Source organism: Shewanella sp. SG44-6 (assembly GCF_014164185.1).
Taxonomy (GTDB): domain Bacteria; phylum Pseudomonadota; class Gammaproteobacteria; order Enterobacterales; family Shewanellaceae; genus Shewanella; species Shewanella vesiculosa.
The window spans coordinates 16,312-30,770 of record NZ_JACJER010000010.1; the positions used below are offsets into that span (position 1 = coordinate 16,312).

The following is a 14,459-nucleotide window of genomic DNA, read 5'->3' on the forward strand; positions in this document are numbered from 1 at the left end:
AACATGCAATTTTATCAAGTTGTTAGAAAAGCCGCTTTTTAGCGGCTTTTTTTTGTTTATAATGGCTGCAATATGCCAATAAATAATAAGTCCTCTATGTTACCTTTACTATCACATAAACAAACATTAGAACCTATCTATCTTGAGTATCTTGACGCGCTGGAGCAAAGCGAGTTTGAAGGTGAAATAGACAAGCGCTACAGTGCGCGGCTTATTCAGGCAACCGATAATTCTGTGTATCAATTTTTGCCACAAGCGGTGATTTATCCTTTACATCAACAAGATGTCGAGTTGGTATTATCGTTAGCGGCGCAACCTCAATACAAAGCTGTGACTTTCAGTGCGCGCGGCGGTGGAACGGGAACTAATGGCCAGTCATTAACCCACGGCTTGATTTTAGATGTGTCGCGGCACATGAACCAAGTACTCGAGATTAATGTCAAAGAGGGTTGGGCTAGGGTACAAGCAGGCGTAGTCAAAGATGCGTTAAATGATGCTTTGCGCCCGCACGGCTTCTTTTTTAGTCCAGATTTATCTACGTCAAACCGCGCGACAGTTGGCGGCATGGTTAACACCGATGCCTCTGGTGCGGGGTCACTGGTTTACGGTAAAACATCGGATCATGTCTTAGGACTAACCAGTGTTCTCATTGATGGCAGTGTACTCACTACTACGCCGATAGATCATGACAAAGTTGATCAACACCCTTTTGCTGCTAATCAACTTGGCAATGCCATTGCTAGCCAAGTAGCAGCTTTATGCTTACAAAAACGTGACACCATTATTGAACGTTTCCCTAAATTGAACCGATTTTTAACTGGTTATGATTTAAAGCACGTGTGGAATGACGACCTAAGCCAGTTTGATTTATCGCGCATTTTAGCTGGCTCCGAAGGGACGCTGGCGGTGCTCACCGAAACCAAGCTTAATCTAACGCCATTACCGAAAACGCGCATGATGGTGAATATTAAGTATGACTCCTTTGAGTCAGCGTTACGTCATGCCCCATCATTAGTTAAAGCCAGTGCCACAGTTGTTGAGACTGTTGATTCCAAGGTACTTAACCTTGCTCGCGAAGACATTATTTGGCACTCGGTGGCCGATCACATTAAAGCCGTACCGAATAAGATCATCGAAGGTCTTAACATGGTTGAATTTGCTGGTGAAGATGATGAAGTTAAACATAAAGTTTCCCTATTAGAAGAAATGCTCAGCGGACAACTCAGTCAACCTCAGTTTGGTTTAGTCGGTTTTCAAATCATTACCCACAGAAGTGATATTGACAGTATTTACGCCATGCGTAAAAAGGCCGTTGGCTTATTAGGTGCCACCAAAGGCACCCGTAAGCCGCTAGCCTTTGCTGAAGATACCGCGGTGCCTCCAGAACACTTAGCCGACTATATTATGGAGTTTCGGGCACTGCTTGATAGCCATAATTTGCAGTACGGCATGTTTGGTCATGTCGATGCAGGCGTACTTCATGTGCGTCCGGCGCTTGATATGTGCGATGTCGCCGATGAACAATTACTCAAAGTGATATCTGATCAAGTGGCTGCATTAACGCTAAAATATGGCGGTTTAATGTGGGGCGAACACGGCAAAGGGGTTCGCGGTGAATATGGCCCCGCGGTGTTTGGCGAAGAACTCTACGGAGTACTTGAACAGATTAAAGGATTATTTGACCCTGACAATCGCTTAAACCCTGGTAAATTAGTCGCGCCACCTCAATCTGGCCCACTACTGTTTAATGTTGACAGTGCCAAACGTGGCAGTTTCGATAGACAAATCCCAGTGCAAGTGCGTAATGCTTTTCCTGACGTGATGAACTGTAATGGTAATGGATTGTGTTTTAACTACAGCAGCTATTCGCCTATGTGTCCGTCGTTTAAGGTCACTGGTGATCGAGTACAATCACCAAAAGGGCGTGCCGGGTTAATGCGTGAATGGTTACGTTTGCTTGAAGCTGAAGGCGTTGATGTTGACGCGCTGGCAAAGTCGAAGCCACTTGGCTGGATGCAACGTACTCAAAATACCTTAAATAACCAACGTGATTATGACTATTCGCACGAAGTCATGGAATCTCTTAAAGGCTGTTTAGCCTGTAAAGCTTGTTCAGGTCAGTGTCCGGTTAAGGTCGATGTACCAAAGTTTAGGGCGCAGTTTTTCAATATTTACTACAAACGTTATTTGCGTCCGGCTAAAGATTATCTGGTTGCAGGAATCGAAGATTCATTGCCGTTAATGGCAGCTATGCCTAAATTGACTAATTTAGCTTCGCAAAATCCGTTGAGTAAATGGGTGATTAAAAAAACGATTGGGTATGTTGATGCCCCCCAACTATCTGTGCCGACACTTAAACAGCGTTTAGACGGGCATTCTAGTCGTGGTTATGATTTGGATTCTTTGTACACCATCCCAGAAGACCAGCGCAATCAGTATGTGCTAGTTGTACAAGACCCGTTTAACAGCTTTTATGATGCTGACTTAGTTTATCGCTTTATTCAATTAATCGAAAAGCTCGGCTTTAAGCCGGTTTTACTGCCATTTAAACCCAATGGTAAACCGACCCATATAAAAGGCTTTTTAGACAAGTTTGCCAAAACAGCGCAAAACAGTGCTGATTTCTTAAACCGTGTACATGCCCTTGGTATGCCGATGGTCGGCTTAGACCCTGCTTTGGTATTGTGTTATCGCGATGAGTATAAAGAAGCCCTCGGCATGCGCCGTGGTCCCTTTGAGGTGCTATTAGCCAATGAATGGTTAATGGATGTTGTTGCAAATCGAAAAGAAGCGACAACGTTAGCCAATGATGCGCCACAATATACCTGGTTTAGTCATTGTACAGAATCTACCGCAAAGCCTAATACCGCTAATGAATGGAAAGCCATTTTTAATCATTTTGGCGCAAACTTGAGCAGTGTTAATTTAGGCTGTTGTGGGATGGCTGGCACCTACGGCCATGAACTTGAAAACCTTGAACGCTCTGAAAAACTGTTTGAAATGTCTTGGCAATCTAGCATTGAAAAAATAGCTGAACAAAGTCAAGTTTTGGTGTCGGGCTATTCTTGTCGTAGTCAAGTTAAGCGCTTTGCAGGCTTTAAACCTCAGCACCCAATTGAAGCCTTGCTCAAGTTAATGGCATAAAGGTATCAGCATAATGACAGATGAAACAGCAGCATTAGCTTCGTTTACCCAGCCTGATGGAGTGGCGCTGTGCAATGATGATGCACTGTTTCACATCCAAGCTAATGGCGATTGGTTATATTTAGACAGTCCGTTGCCCGCAAAATTTGCGGCTTTATTCAGCAGTATTTTACATTGTATCGATGGCGAGTATTTCTTAATGACTCCGGTGGAGAAGGTGAGAGTCTCTGTTGAGGCATATCCTTTACTGCTGGTGGACTATCAAGCTAATTCTGTTGATGTTAATGACAGTATTAAGCTGATATTTACCAATAGCATAGGTAAACAGCATTCCGTTGTTGATCGTGCTGATATCATAGTCACCGATGATGGTATATATGTACCATTAGTTCGCGGCTTGGTCGGGCAATTGAATCGAGCCTGCTACTATCGTTATATTAATGAATATTTATCTTTTGACTAAAAGCGCTTTTTTTAACGTATAGAGATGGTAATGTAAACATGTTCAAGTGTGGTTAGCTGCTGTATAGGCCAATATGGTAATAGGGCCAAAACATCCCACTGACGATGTAGGAGGTTTCATTTGAAACGCTTTGAAAGTTTAAGTTACCTGATTTCTCATCTGAATATTGCTTTGCAGCAAGAAATCGATACGCGCTTAAAGCGCTACGATTTAGACAGTAAACTTTGGCCGGTATTGTTTACCTTGTGGCAAGAAGAGGGCTTAAGCCAAACTGAGCTTTCTAAACGTTGTGATGTGGCAAATTACACCATGACCCGTCTGCTCGACCATCTGCAAGTTCAGGGGTTCATTACCCGTCATCAAGAAGCGGACAACCGCCGTGCATTTCAAATATTTCTAACCGACAACGGTAAAGCGTTGCAACAAGATTTACTTCACGAGGCTGCGTGGGTTAATGAACGATTTTTAGAAGCGCTGACAGATTCTGAGCAGTACGAGTTTATGCGTTTGTTGAATAAAGTGAATAAATTTAACCAATAACATATTGTTTTTGGTTACTAAGACCATAGGGCTTCACCGAGGCAAAATGAAGCTTGCCAGTTTCTATCCTGCAATAGCTAAAGGGCGAGCAACAAGGATCAACCAAGGTTTTTTGCAGCCCCCCGCATTTTTGTACATCATTTATCGCGATGCTCATTTATTCATTTATTGAATGGAAGTTAGCCAGTAACCATATCTATTTCTAATGAGAAAACCATCATGGCTTTTAACGATTTATTTAGACTCAGTTCCCATGCGGTGATCACCAATGACGATGGACAAGTGCTGTTGTTAAAAGCCAATTATGGTAATAAACATTGGGGTCTGCCTGGTGGTGGGCTTGATCCTAATGAAACCATACATCAGGCGCTGCAGCGTGAATGTATGGAAGAGCTGGGTTATGCTGTGACGATAAATTATCTCTCTGGGGTGTACTTTCACAGTGCTTATCAATCTCAAGCGTTTATATTTCGTTGCCAGCTACCAGAGTCGGCTCAAATTATCTTAAGTGATGAACACAGTGAATATGCTTATTTCGCTGTTGCCGATCTACCTGCAGTGCAACAACAGCGAATCAATGAGTGTTTAGCTTTTAGTGGTGTGGTGACTAGTGCTGCCTTCTAATACCGCTAAGGCTCACAACAGTGGTTATCTTTATCGTCAATCAATTAACAATACATTGGCATAAGATTATGGGTTGAACATTCCTTTTAATACTATGTCATCGTAAGCGACAAAGCCTAAAATATTACCAGATTCAATCACTGGAGCTTTGTTTATATTGAAACGTTCAAATAAGCGTGCGGTATAGCGCACATCCATGTCTGCAGAAACAGCAAATACCGGTTTAATCATGATTTCATAAATGTTGGTGCGCTCAGGTGATTTGTCCCTGGCTAAAACTTTTCGGGCAATATCACTCATTAATACCATGCCATATTCGTCATGTTCATTGCGCTTATTGACCACTAAAATGTTCACTTTTTTACTGACGGCAACTTCAATGGCTTCTGCTACCGTATGCATTCCATCGATCATAGCGTAATGGTTATTCATTACATCGCGATTGCGAGTCGGGATTGTGCTACTCATATTTGATCCTCAATGTCTTTACTTAGCTTTTCAACTTGATGCGCCACACCAACGGCGTCTTCAACATCAATTTGAATCGCAATACCTTTACCAGAATTGGTGTCAAATTCACCTACTTTTGCAATAGTTTCTAGAATATGCCGACTCATGTGTTCTTCTACCAGCCATAAGATCACATCCCGCTGCACATCTAAGGTCAGTCCCATAAAGGTTTTCTTTTTTTCTAATCCTTCACCTCGGGCATGATTAATTACCGTAGCGCCAGTTGCGCCAGCGATACGCGCTGCATCGAGTACCTTGTCGGTACAGTCATCATCGACAAAGGCGACAATTAATTTAAAGCGCATAGGTTACTCCTTAATGGCTTTTCGTTTTGATAAGTAATCAACCACTTGGGCATAGCCCATCACAGTGATCATCGGAAATAAGCTGGCAAAGGCGATTAAACCAAACCCATCAATCAATGGATTACGCCCTTCAACATTAGTAGCAAGCCCAAGGCCTAATGCGGCGACAAGCGGAACAGTCACAGTAGAGGTTGTTACGCCTCCGGAGTCATAGGCTAATGGCACAATCATTTTAGGGGCGTAAAATGTTTGGATCACCACCACCACGTAGCCGGCCATAATGTAGTAATGAATGGGGTCGCCAACCACAATGCGAAAACAGCCTAAAGTGATGCCGATAGCGACTCCAAGTGCCACTGACATTCGCAAACCTTGAATGCCTATGGTGCCACCGGACACTTGGTTAGCTTTAATGGCCACAGCTATGAGTGAGGGTTCAGCAATTGTGGTACTAAAACCTATTGCTGCAGCAAATACATACACCCAAAAATAGTCTTGCCAAATGAACGGCGTATTATTACCGTCAGGATGTAAAAATGCGCTGGTGGTGAGTTGATTGGCCATGCTTTCACCAATAGGGAATAGCGCAAGTTGTAAGCCTACTAAGAAAAATGTTAGCCCAATAATGACATACACAAAGCCGAGTAGTACTTTGCGCCATTGGCTAACGGGACGTTTTAGTACGCCTAATTGAAAGCCAAACAAAATCACCGCAATGGGGATCACATCGCGAGCGGTCAGTAACAGAGTGGACATCAGTTCATTAAACAAATATACGCCTTCTTCTTTTGATGATACTACTTAATTTAAAAATACCATGCCGTACAGCAATACAAAAATCATCGGACTAAGGCTGGCAAAAGCAATCAAACCAAAGCCATCAATCATCGGATTACGGCCTTTAATGACGCTGGCTAAGCCAACGCCCAGAGCGGTGACTAACGGAACCGTAATGGTCGATGTAGTGACGCCGCCAGAGTCGTAAGCAATACCTATGATATTAGCTGGAGCAAAGCTGGTAAGGATCATCACCAATACGTAACCGCCAATAATAAGATAATGAATTGGCCAACCTTTAAGGATACGGATCACCCCCAGTAAAATCGCGAGCCCAACCGAAACGGCAACAGTTAACCTTAATCCCATGGAATATGAGCTCATTGCTTGTCCATTGGATTCTATGGCGCCAGCATCAGCGGCAACCTGTGCGGCTTCGTTTGCCACGGCAGTCAGTGCTGGCTCTGCTAATGTGGTCCCAAAACCTAATGAGAAAGAGAAAATAATTAACCAAAATACACTGCCTTTTCGGGCCAGGGCTTCTGCAAGTGATTCGCCTATAGGAAATAAGCCCATTTCTAAACCAAAGACAAAAAAGGTCAAGCCTAATACAACAAACACTATCCCCACAAGAATAGAGCCAAGTTCTGCCGGTGCTTGATGAAGTACAAATAGTTCAAAAAAACTGACCACTAAGATAATCGGAATAAGATCTTTAAAACTGCTTAGCATGGCGTGGAGCAATTTCATGATGGCTGACATCTTGGCTCCTGTAGTTTTTGGTCATTATTATCATTGGTGCCGGTGTTATTATATGGGCCTATACCATCGTAGGCGGCGTCATTCAGTTTGGCAATTAAGAGAGATTAAACAACATATTGTTTACAAAAGTTTTCATTAAGTTGACGTGAGTCATAAAAATGATCCAAACTGTTTAAGATATCGATAATGGCTCACATTGTGCAAAGAATGACGAAGGGCCAAGGATAAAAAATAAAAAGGATTTAGACAGTAATGAAAACACTTTTACGTATATCAATAGCCGCGGCGTTTGTGAGTCAGTTTGCTTATGCAGAACCTGCCGACATAGACAGCTTTTCTCAAGCTTACCAGCAATACAATGTTTCTCTTGAAAGCCACAATAACCAAGATACGCTGAAATATGCGCAACAAGCCTATGAGTTAGGCCAAATCAAGTTTGGTCAAGATAGCTTTGATAGCGCTAAGTTAGCCATCAATTATGCAAATGCGTTAATGGTTGAACCAAAGAACAACAATCAGGGTCGTGTTATTGAAGATGAAGCGACACTTAAGGCGCATCAATTATTTACATCTGCATTAGCCGTATACCGAGAAAACGTGACGGATAATGGCATCGAGTTAATTGATCCTTTGGTTGGGTTAGCTGAATCGACAACAGATGATAAATACGCGAAAACGTTATTATTTGAAGCAATTGAGATTGCTGATAAAGCTGACAATCAGTTGACGGTTGCCGAAGTGAAACTCATCGCGTTTCATCGCTTATCACGCACCGAGTATTATACTCGTAAAGTGAGAGATTTTGCGTTTGATGCTTATGATATTTATAGCCGTAAATTACCAGAAGATGCCATAAAACGAGTTGATGCTACTTACCTAGCTGGTGCGTTATATGAAGCTATGGGTAAGCCAACTCAAGCTATCGACAATTTAGTTGAAGTTATCAAACAATATCAGGCATTGCCTTATAGTCATCCCTATGAGCTTCGTGCGCATGCCTTGTTAGTGAAACTGTATGAACAAAAAGGCCTTGGCGATAAAGCTACTGAGCATTGCGTTGCAATTGGTAAAATGACTCCATGGAATGACCAACAAGAACAAACCCCGTTATTTAGAAAACCACCTAATTACCCTCAATCATATGCCCAAAGAAGAAAATCTGGTTGGGTGCAAGTTGAGTTTACGGTTGATGCAAATGGCTTTGTTAAATCGCCGGAGATTATTGACTCTAAAGGTGGTGTCCAGTTTGAAAAAGAATCGATAGAAGCACTTAGCCAGTGGCGTTATGCACCTAAATTTGTTGATGGCAAGCCAACAGAAGCAAAGTCTACTGTCCAGCTTGAGTTCACTATAGGTTAATAGCTCAATCAGCTGGTTTTATACTAATCCCATTAGATATGTTTAGTTAACTCAGCCAATACACGCTCAACATGGCAATGCACAAGACAACAAAGCTAGTTTCAATCAGAAACTGGCTTTTTTGTAGCTGTTTTTTACCTTGCTTTAAAATAGTAACGAGTTGGTTTTGTTTATAAATACGGCACGAGACTAATTCTGTCTGTGGATCAACAATTAATTGGAATCGGCATTTTTTACCATTATTAAGCAGCACGTCATGCATACTTTGTAGGCCAAAGTTGAATTTTCGTGACACGACTTTGCCGTTAATAAATACCCGCTCTAGTCCACACCAATTACTTGCTTGTAGCTCAATATTGTCTTGATTGAGATGGTAAGTAAACTTAATCATAATGCCGTCCTTATCACATGATACTCGCGAGCCCTGTGTACAATAAAAGCAGAGTAATGTGACATTTTCCAGCATATAAATATGAACAATTTACGAAATGTAGCTATCTAGTTGGCCAGCTTAATAATATTTATTTTTTACAGATTCGGTTGCAAAAATGGGTTTTATGTACGCCTTAATATTAGCTATCTATGATGAATTAAGCGTGCCGGGAGTGGCACAATAAGCAATTAAGTTAGCGGGTAAAAAAGCGACGACAAGCATAATTCAAACAGCAGCATTACGAGTAGTATATCTGGAGGGTTAATTAGATTTTGCTATGACGTTGATTGCTAATATTAGCCATCGCTTCAGCGAGATGGTCATCAGAATTTATCGAACGCAATAGGCATTTAATAGATCTTTCCAAGTAATAATACCGACAATGATGTTGTTTTCTAATACTGGTAAGCAGCCTATATCATTGTCTAGAATCATTTTAGTTGCTTGGTTAATATCGCAATGAGGGGCAATAGTGATCGGGTTGTGAGTCATGACTTGATGAACCCTTTTTTGCAGGGTTTCTGTGTCTCGAATGAGCTCAGCTGCGGTACCAATATTAGGACTAAGCGCCCGTAAAAAGTCCCGATGAGACAAGATGCCACTCAATTTCTCGTTATCAACCACGAGCAAATGATGAAAGCTGACATTGTCAAAAATTTCTTTGGCAAGTACCAGGCGATCATCCATTTCTATGGTAACCACTCGAGTTGTCATGATGTCCGAGACACTGATACGGTTAGTCGTGCTATCTGATAATGTCTCTGTCAGCATTTCGGTAGAAGTTGTCATAAGCGATTCTCCACATATTTATTCTTTTATATCAGATAAATATCAGTGTAACAATCATTTAACGGCCAATGACAGTTGCTTACTCAGGTTAGTGCGCGATTGGCTCACGATGCAATTTTGTTTTCGGGTAAATGCCCCGCTAAATATTTTTGATATTTAATCGGTTTTAATTGATGGATATCGACTAACACTAAACCATCGATACAGTCACCAAACTCTGCATCAATACCAAAGTCTAAAAACTGAACGCCTTGGTTATCACACAGTTCACCATATTGCTTAAATAGTGTCGGTACTGATACAGCCATATTTGCAAGTGTCCGTTTGAGTATTTTAAAGTTTTCAGCATAGTCACTGCCATTAAATAGCTGGTGTAATTGATGCTGACGTTCGTCAGTGAATTGATATGAATTAAATGAGCTGGCTAAAACATCTTGGGTAGCAAATTGATGTTTATAAAAAAACACCAACATTTCTTTGGCTTGTACGGGTAAATTGTCGCTTAATGATACTGGACCAAAGAGGAAACGATACTGGGGATTGTTAATTAAAAATGCCCCAATACCTTGCCATAAATATTCTAAGCTACGACGCCCCCAATATTTAGGTTGCACAAAACTGCGACCTAGCTCGAGTCCTTGGTCAAAATAGGGAGCAAACGCATCGTGGTATTCAAATAATGACTGACTATAGAGGCTGTTTTTACCAATGGTTTCATGTAGCATTTTGGCACTGGCAAAACGGTAAGAGCCAACAATCTCTAACTCATCCTTGTCCCATAACACTAAATGATAGTAATGATTATCATATTTGTCGGTATCACGTCGCTTACCTGTACCTTCGCCCACCGCTCTAAATGCAATTTCACGAAGCCTGCCAATCTCACGCATAATCGCACTGCTTTGACTATGCTTGTATAAATAGATTTGTTTGTTGTCTTGGGTCTGCCCCAGTAATTCACATTGTTGTAGCGCTTGTTGAAGCTCACTGCGTTTTTCTGGATGGGCAATGGCATTCTGAGTTATAAATAATGGGCTGCGATTTTTACCAATGCGGTATAAATGATTTTTAAGCAGTTTTACTTTGGTTTTAAGGGGGAAGTCTTGGCTGCCGACCACTTCCTTGGCAATTAATTGCCCAATTCTCACCGGCATCACATGGTCCATCTGCTTAAACATTTCTTTAACCAGCAGCAAGGTGGCTAATGGTTTGTAGATCATTGATGCACCATAAAATGTGGCTGAGTTTTTTGCATCAACAAATATAGGTAAAAGCGGTGCATTACACGCGCGGGCCATTTTCAAAAAACCACTGTGCCAATGTAAGTCTGTTACGCCTGTAGGGCGCAAGCGTGATACTTCACCTGAGGGGAAAATTAACACCGCACCTTCGTTGTTAAGGTGATGATGGATTTCATTTAAGTGCTGTTTCGGCGTACCGCCAGTCATATTGCGTACTGGCAATAAAATTGAATGCAGTGGCTTAATGGCCATGAGTAATTCATTGGCAACGACTTTGATGTCTGGTCTAACTTGGCTAATTAATTTGATTAACGCTAATGCGTCTAACGAACCAATAGGGTGATTAGCATAGATCACCACACGGCCTTCGATAGGAATATTTTCAATTTCGTTATTAGGCACACTGTAACTGAAATTTAAACATGCAAGAATTTGTTCAACAAAATCGACGCCGGATAAATGCGCGTGTTCATTGGCCATGTCGTTACACTGCTTTTCATGCAGTAAATAGCGCAACATTGCTCTTGTTGGCACGGCTAACCAAGGCTTGTTATGCACATTGGGCAGGTTTTTTTCTACTACATTATCGACAGAAAATATCATATTTTAGCCTTATTTATGCAACGTGTTGGGGCTGAGGCGTAATGATTAACTCGGTTTGTGAAGCGCCGAAATAAATCGTGTTGACAACTTTTGCTTGTAACGTTTGCTCATCCCACTTGAGCAACTCCACGTTACCCGTCAGGGTTTCAGCAATTAAGGTACAATTTTCGACCCAGTCGCCATCATTGGCATAGGTGATAGTGCGATTATTGATAGTGTGCTGTGATAACTCTGGTTGATGGATATGACCACAGATAACCATGTCGACCTGTTGTTTAGCACAATAGCGAAGTACTGCATCTCGATACTGATTAATGGCTTGTTGGGCTTTATTGACCCGCAGCTTTATATAGCTGGCTAATGACCAATACGGATATCCTAAACAGCTTCTAACACTGTGTAATTGGCGGTTTGACCAAAGTAAAACATCATATAAATGGTCACCTAATTTAGCGTAGATCCTGCTGACACAAACTTGGGCGTCAAATTGATCACCATGAAGAATTAAAAAGCGTTTGCCATTAATGGACTGATGGACATACTGTTTGGCGAGGGTAATGCCTCTAAAGTGACTATCTGCGTAGCTTTTAAACGCTTCATCGTGATTACCGGGGATATAGATAACTTGAGTGCCATTACTGGCCAGTTCGAGGATTTTCTGGATGACGTTGTTATGACTTTCAGGCCAAAAGACCCGTTTTTTTAATGCCCAAATATCAATAATATCGCCCACCAGATACAAATATTGGCACTGGCTATGATTTAGAAAATGTAATAAAAATTCTGCTTTGCAATCTATGCTGCCTAAATGCACATCAGAAATCCACAGTGCATGAAAATGCTGGATTTTCCCAGACGTAGTTAAATGAGATAACGGTTGGCGTTGCTGGTTACTCTTATTGCTGTGGGAGTTCATCTGCCTTCACCCTAATACACAGATTGCGTCAGTGTTAACTTAGAGTAGGGCAGTTATTTGACGCTAAGGTGAACGATTTGTTGCAACTTGATTAAGCTTGCTGCTTAAGTTGGGTCATAAAAAAAGGAAATGCCTGAGCATTTCCTTGTACATCAGAGTAAAAATCACTCTTAATCAAGCATATTAATGATTGATATTAACGAGCCGCGTCGATAATCGCTTTAGCCATTTCATCTGCAACTGAGCCTGTGGTGCGATCTTCAGCATCAGCACGCTCAAAAATGGTCAGTAGCGTATTGTAAATCTGTTCTACTTTGGCGGTTGACGCTATAGCATCATAGTTTTTCTCGAACGACACATTGATAATACCGCCAGCGTTTATCACATAATCTGGTGCGTACAAAATACCCATTTGCTTGAGTTTTTCACCATGGCGAACTTCAGCTAACTGGTTGTTGGCACAACCGGCAACTATGGTGGCTTTGAGTAATGGTAAGGTCGTATCGTTAAGTGTTGCACCTAATGCGCATGGCGCATATACATCAACATCTTGGGTATAGATATCTTGCGGTGCGACAAGAGTTGCACCAAATTCGCTAGCAACACGGTCAAGTGAAGCTTGATGAATGTCGGTTACAATCAGCTCAGCGCCTGCTTCGTGTAAATGCTTACACAAGTAGTAACCCACGTGACCGACTCCTTGCACTGACACTTTAATGCCTTGTAGGCTGTCGATACCTCGTTGATGTTTTATCGCAGCTTTAATACCAAGGTAAGTGCCTAAGGCGGTCAGAGGTGATGGATCACCTGATTTACCTTCCAGACCTGCTACGAATTCAGTTTCACGATTGGCTATCATCATGTCTGACGTTGAAACACCAACATCTTCAGCTGAGTAATATTTTCCGCCTAAACTGTTCACAAAGCGTCCGAATGCAAGAAATAACGCTTCGCGGTCGGTGGTTTTCGGATCGGCAATAATAACCGCTTTACCACCACCCATAGTAAGACCGGCCAATGCATTCTTATAAGTCATACCGCGAGAAAGGCGTAATACGTCTGTTAAAGCTTCATCATCCGATTGATAATTCCACATACGACAACCACCTACCGCTGGGCCGAGGTTAGTGTTGTGTACGGCAATGATGGCTTTTAAACCACTTTGCTTATCATGACAAAAGACCACCTGTTCGTGTTCATCGAACGAAACATGATTAAAAACTGCCACGTGACATCTCCGTTTACTAGCTTGTTAAAGTAAAGTTTTGGCACCTGACGCAATTGAGTACATAAGGTGCTAACGACTGCTTGTTATATTTATTGCAGCAAGATAGCATTTAGAGATACTCTCAACAAAGCATGATTTAGTTATTTTTGTGATTAGTGTGGCAATTTAGCTTGCCACTTTACGTAAACGTAAAGTATTTTGTGTTACGTAATTGTTTTTTGATTAAATCGCAGGTAAGTTTTTTGTTCTAATCTGCATTATAACAATAAGATAGGAAGTATTATGACTGAAGAAGTTGCAGAACAGGTTGCACAGCCAACACCAGAGCCAGAAGCATTAAGACAAGAATGGGTGCGAACTCAATTCCAAAAGGCGAATCGTTTTTTGGCTGAAAAAGGGGTGATCCCAAGCAAAGTCCTTGCTGACGAAAGTCGTTATCTTGCACCTTATTTAGCTATTTGGAAGATGGAATCGAAACAACCTAAAAAACAAACCTTTTGGGTGATGTCAGGCGATTTACCGTCGGACTATGTTGATGTGAAAGTGGCCGCAACGGCTCGTGACGCGATTAGACATTTTTCGATGATGTGGCAACTTAAAGCGGAAAACTTGCATAAGTCAGGTGTCACCAAAGATGCTACCCAACTGAAATTTGCGCAGTTATTGGTGTCGCGTGCAGAAAGTCTATATAAAATGCATCAAGATGAAAAATTGTGGGCGTAACAGCCTGAGTCACCAAACTAACGTAACAGACACAAAAAAGGC

The 14,459-nt window shown here is 41.8% G+C and carries 15 protein-coding genes; 6 read left to right on the forward strand and 9 right to left on the reverse strand.

Annotation, left to right across the window (positions count from 1 at the left end; genetic code table 11):
• Positions 1-96: 96 nt before the first annotated feature.
• The 4 genes from H5185_RS03230 (at position 97) to H5185_RS03245 (ending at position 4,771) form a co-directional block, all read left to right on the forward strand.
• Positions 97-3,144 (forward strand): FAD-binding and (Fe-S)-binding domain-containing protein, encoded by a 3,048-nt coding sequence (locus H5185_RS03230; RefSeq protein WP_182741363.1) that lies wholly within the window; start codon positions 97-99, stop codon positions 3,142-3,144.
• 13 nt (positions 3,145-3,157) lie between these two features.
• Positions 3,158-3,607 (forward strand): DUF1285 domain-containing protein, encoded by a 450-nt coding sequence (locus H5185_RS03235; protein ID WP_182741350.1) that lies wholly within the window; start codon positions 3,158-3,160, stop codon positions 3,605-3,607.
• Positions 3,608-3,727: 120 nt separating this feature from the next.
• A complete protein-coding gene (locus H5185_RS03240) occupies positions 3,728-4,147 on the forward strand; it encodes a MarR family winged helix-turn-helix transcriptional regulator (protein ID WP_182741351.1) in 420 nt (139 codons plus the stop codon).
• Between the two features lie 219 nt (positions 4,148-4,366).
• Entirely contained in the window at positions 4,367-4,771 is a 405-nt protein-coding gene (locus tag H5185_RS03245) for an NUDIX hydrolase (protein WP_124015854.1), read from the forward strand.
• A 66-nt stretch (positions 4,772-4,837) separates the two neighbouring features.
• Here the strand turns inward: H5185_RS03245 and H5185_RS03250 are convergent, their stop codons facing one another.
• Genes H5185_RS03250 through H5185_RS03265 form a run of 4 tightly spaced genes read right to left on the reverse strand, consistent with a single transcriptional unit; the run spans position 4,838 to position 7,125 of the window.
• On the reverse strand, positions 4,838-5,239 hold the full coding sequence (locus H5185_RS03250; protein ID WP_124015855.1) for a CBS domain-containing protein: 402 nt from the start codon (positions 5,237-5,239) through the stop codon (positions 4,838-4,840).
• Complete coding sequence (locus tag H5185_RS03255) at positions 5,236-5,586, reverse strand: P-II family nitrogen regulator (RefSeq protein WP_124015856.1); 351 nt, start codon at positions 5,584-5,586, stop codon at positions 5,236-5,238. The genes H5185_RS03250 and H5185_RS03255 overlap by 4 nt, the downstream gene beginning before the upstream one ends.
• A 3-nt stretch (positions 5,587-5,589) precedes the next feature.
• Positions 5,590-6,342: a DUF1538 domain-containing protein gene (locus H5185_RS03260; protein ID WP_182722832.1), complete on the reverse strand. Its 753-nt coding sequence runs from the start codon at positions 6,340-6,342 to the stop codon at positions 5,590-5,592.
• Positions 6,343-6,387: 45 nt separating this feature from the next.
• A complete protein-coding gene (locus tag H5185_RS03265; RefSeq protein WP_182741352.1) occupies positions 6,388-7,125 on the reverse strand; it encodes a DUF1538 domain-containing protein in 738 nt (245 codons plus the stop codon).
• 252 nt (positions 7,126-7,377) lie between these two features.
• On the opposite strand from H5185_RS03265, the gene H5185_RS03270 reads away from it, so the two are divergent.
• On the forward strand, positions 7,378-8,484 hold the full coding sequence (locus tag H5185_RS03270) for an energy transducer TonB (RefSeq protein ID WP_182741353.1): 1,107 nt from the start codon (positions 7,378-7,380) through the stop codon (positions 8,482-8,484).
• A 46-nt stretch (positions 8,485-8,530) separates the two neighbouring features.
• Here the strand turns inward: H5185_RS03270 and H5185_RS03275 are convergent, their stop codons facing one another.
• The 5 genes from H5185_RS03275 to H5185_RS03295 form a co-directional block, all read right to left on the reverse strand.
• The gene (locus H5185_RS03275) at positions 8,531-8,875 is read right to left on the reverse strand and encodes a hypothetical protein (protein WP_124015859.1); all 345 of its coding nucleotides are present in this window, start codon (positions 8,873-8,875) and stop codon (positions 8,531-8,533) included.
• 372 nt (positions 8,876-9,247) lie between these two features.
• Positions 9,248-9,706 (reverse strand): CBS domain-containing protein, encoded by a 459-nt coding sequence (locus H5185_RS03280; RefSeq protein WP_182697138.1) that lies wholly within the window; start codon positions 9,704-9,706, stop codon positions 9,248-9,250.
• 104 nt (positions 9,707-9,810) lie between these two features.
• Positions 9,811-11,550: a lysophospholipid acyltransferase family protein gene (locus tag H5185_RS03285; RefSeq protein ID WP_124015861.1), complete on the reverse strand. Its 1,740-nt coding sequence runs from the start codon at positions 11,548-11,550 to the stop codon at positions 9,811-9,813.
• A 13-nt stretch (positions 11,551-11,563) separates the two neighbouring features.
• Positions 11,564-12,466 carry a UDP-2,3-diacylglucosamine diphosphatase gene (locus H5185_RS03290; protein WP_182722766.1) on the reverse strand — a complete coding sequence of 301 codons (903 nt, stop codon included), beginning with the start codon at positions 12,464-12,466 and terminating at the stop codon, positions 11,564-11,566.
• A 196-nt stretch (positions 12,467-12,662) separates the two neighbouring features.
• Positions 12,663-13,694 carry a Glu/Leu/Phe/Val dehydrogenase dimerization domain-containing protein gene (locus H5185_RS03295; RefSeq protein WP_124015863.1) on the reverse strand — a complete coding sequence of 344 codons (1,032 nt, stop codon included), beginning with the start codon at positions 13,692-13,694 and terminating at the stop codon, positions 12,663-12,665.
• A gap of 282 nt (positions 13,695-13,976) precedes the next feature.
• On the opposite strand from H5185_RS03295, the gene H5185_RS03300 reads away from it, so the two are divergent.
• Complete coding sequence (locus H5185_RS03300) at positions 13,977-14,417, forward strand: DUF4826 family protein (RefSeq protein WP_124015864.1); 441 nt, start codon at positions 13,977-13,979, stop codon at positions 14,415-14,417.
• Positions 14,418-14,459 lie beyond the last annotated feature (42 nt).

What these genes read in the sequence shown, in the direction of transcription:
- H5185_RS03245 (WP_124015854.1), top strand. Translation starts at nt 4,367, where the DNA reads ATGGCTTTTAACGATTTATTTAGACTCAGTTCCCATGCGGTGATCACC.
- H5185_RS03290 (WP_182722766.1), bottom strand. Translation starts at nt 12,466, where the DNA reads ATGAACTCCCACAGCAATAAGAGTAACCAGCAACGCCAACCGTTATCT.
- H5185_RS03270 (WP_182741353.1), top strand. Translation starts at nt 7,378, where the DNA reads ATGAAAACACTTTTACGTATATCAATAGCCGCGGCGTTTGTGAGTCAG.
- H5185_RS03275 (WP_124015859.1), bottom strand. Translation starts at nt 8,875, where the DNA reads ATGATTAAGTTTACTTACCATCTCAATCAAGACAATATTGAGCTACAA.
- H5185_RS03235 (WP_182741350.1), top strand. Translation starts at nt 3,158, where the DNA reads ATGACAGATGAAACAGCAGCATTAGCTTCGTTTACCCAGCCTGATGGA.
- H5185_RS03265 (WP_182741352.1), bottom strand. Translation starts at nt 7,125, where the DNA reads ATGTCAGCCATCATGAAATTGCTCCACGCCATGCTAAGCAGTTTTAAA.
- H5185_RS03260 (WP_182722832.1), bottom strand. Translation starts at nt 6,342, where the DNA reads ATGTCCACTCTGTTACTGACCGCTCGCGATGTGATCCCCATTGCGGTG.
- H5185_RS03280 (WP_182697138.1), bottom strand. Translation starts at nt 9,706, where the DNA reads ATGACAACTTCTACCGAAATGCTGACAGAGACATTATCAGATAGCACG.
- H5185_RS03230 (WP_182741363.1), top strand. Translation starts at nt 97, where the DNA reads ATGTTACCTTTACTATCACATAAACAAACATTAGAACCTATCTATCTT.
- H5185_RS03285 (WP_124015861.1), bottom strand. Translation starts at nt 11,550, where the DNA reads ATGATATTTTCTGTCGATAATGTAGTAGAAAAAAACCTGCCCAATGTG.
- H5185_RS03255 (WP_124015856.1), bottom strand. Translation starts at nt 5,586, where the DNA reads ATGCGCTTTAAATTAATTGTCGCCTTTGTCGATGATGACTGTACCGAC.
- H5185_RS03250 (WP_124015855.1), bottom strand. Translation starts at nt 5,239, where the DNA reads ATGAGTAGCACAATCCCGACTCGCAATCGCGATGTAATGAATAACCAT.
- H5185_RS03300 (WP_124015864.1), top strand. Translation starts at nt 13,977, where the DNA reads ATGACTGAAGAAGTTGCAGAACAGGTTGCACAGCCAACACCAGAGCCA.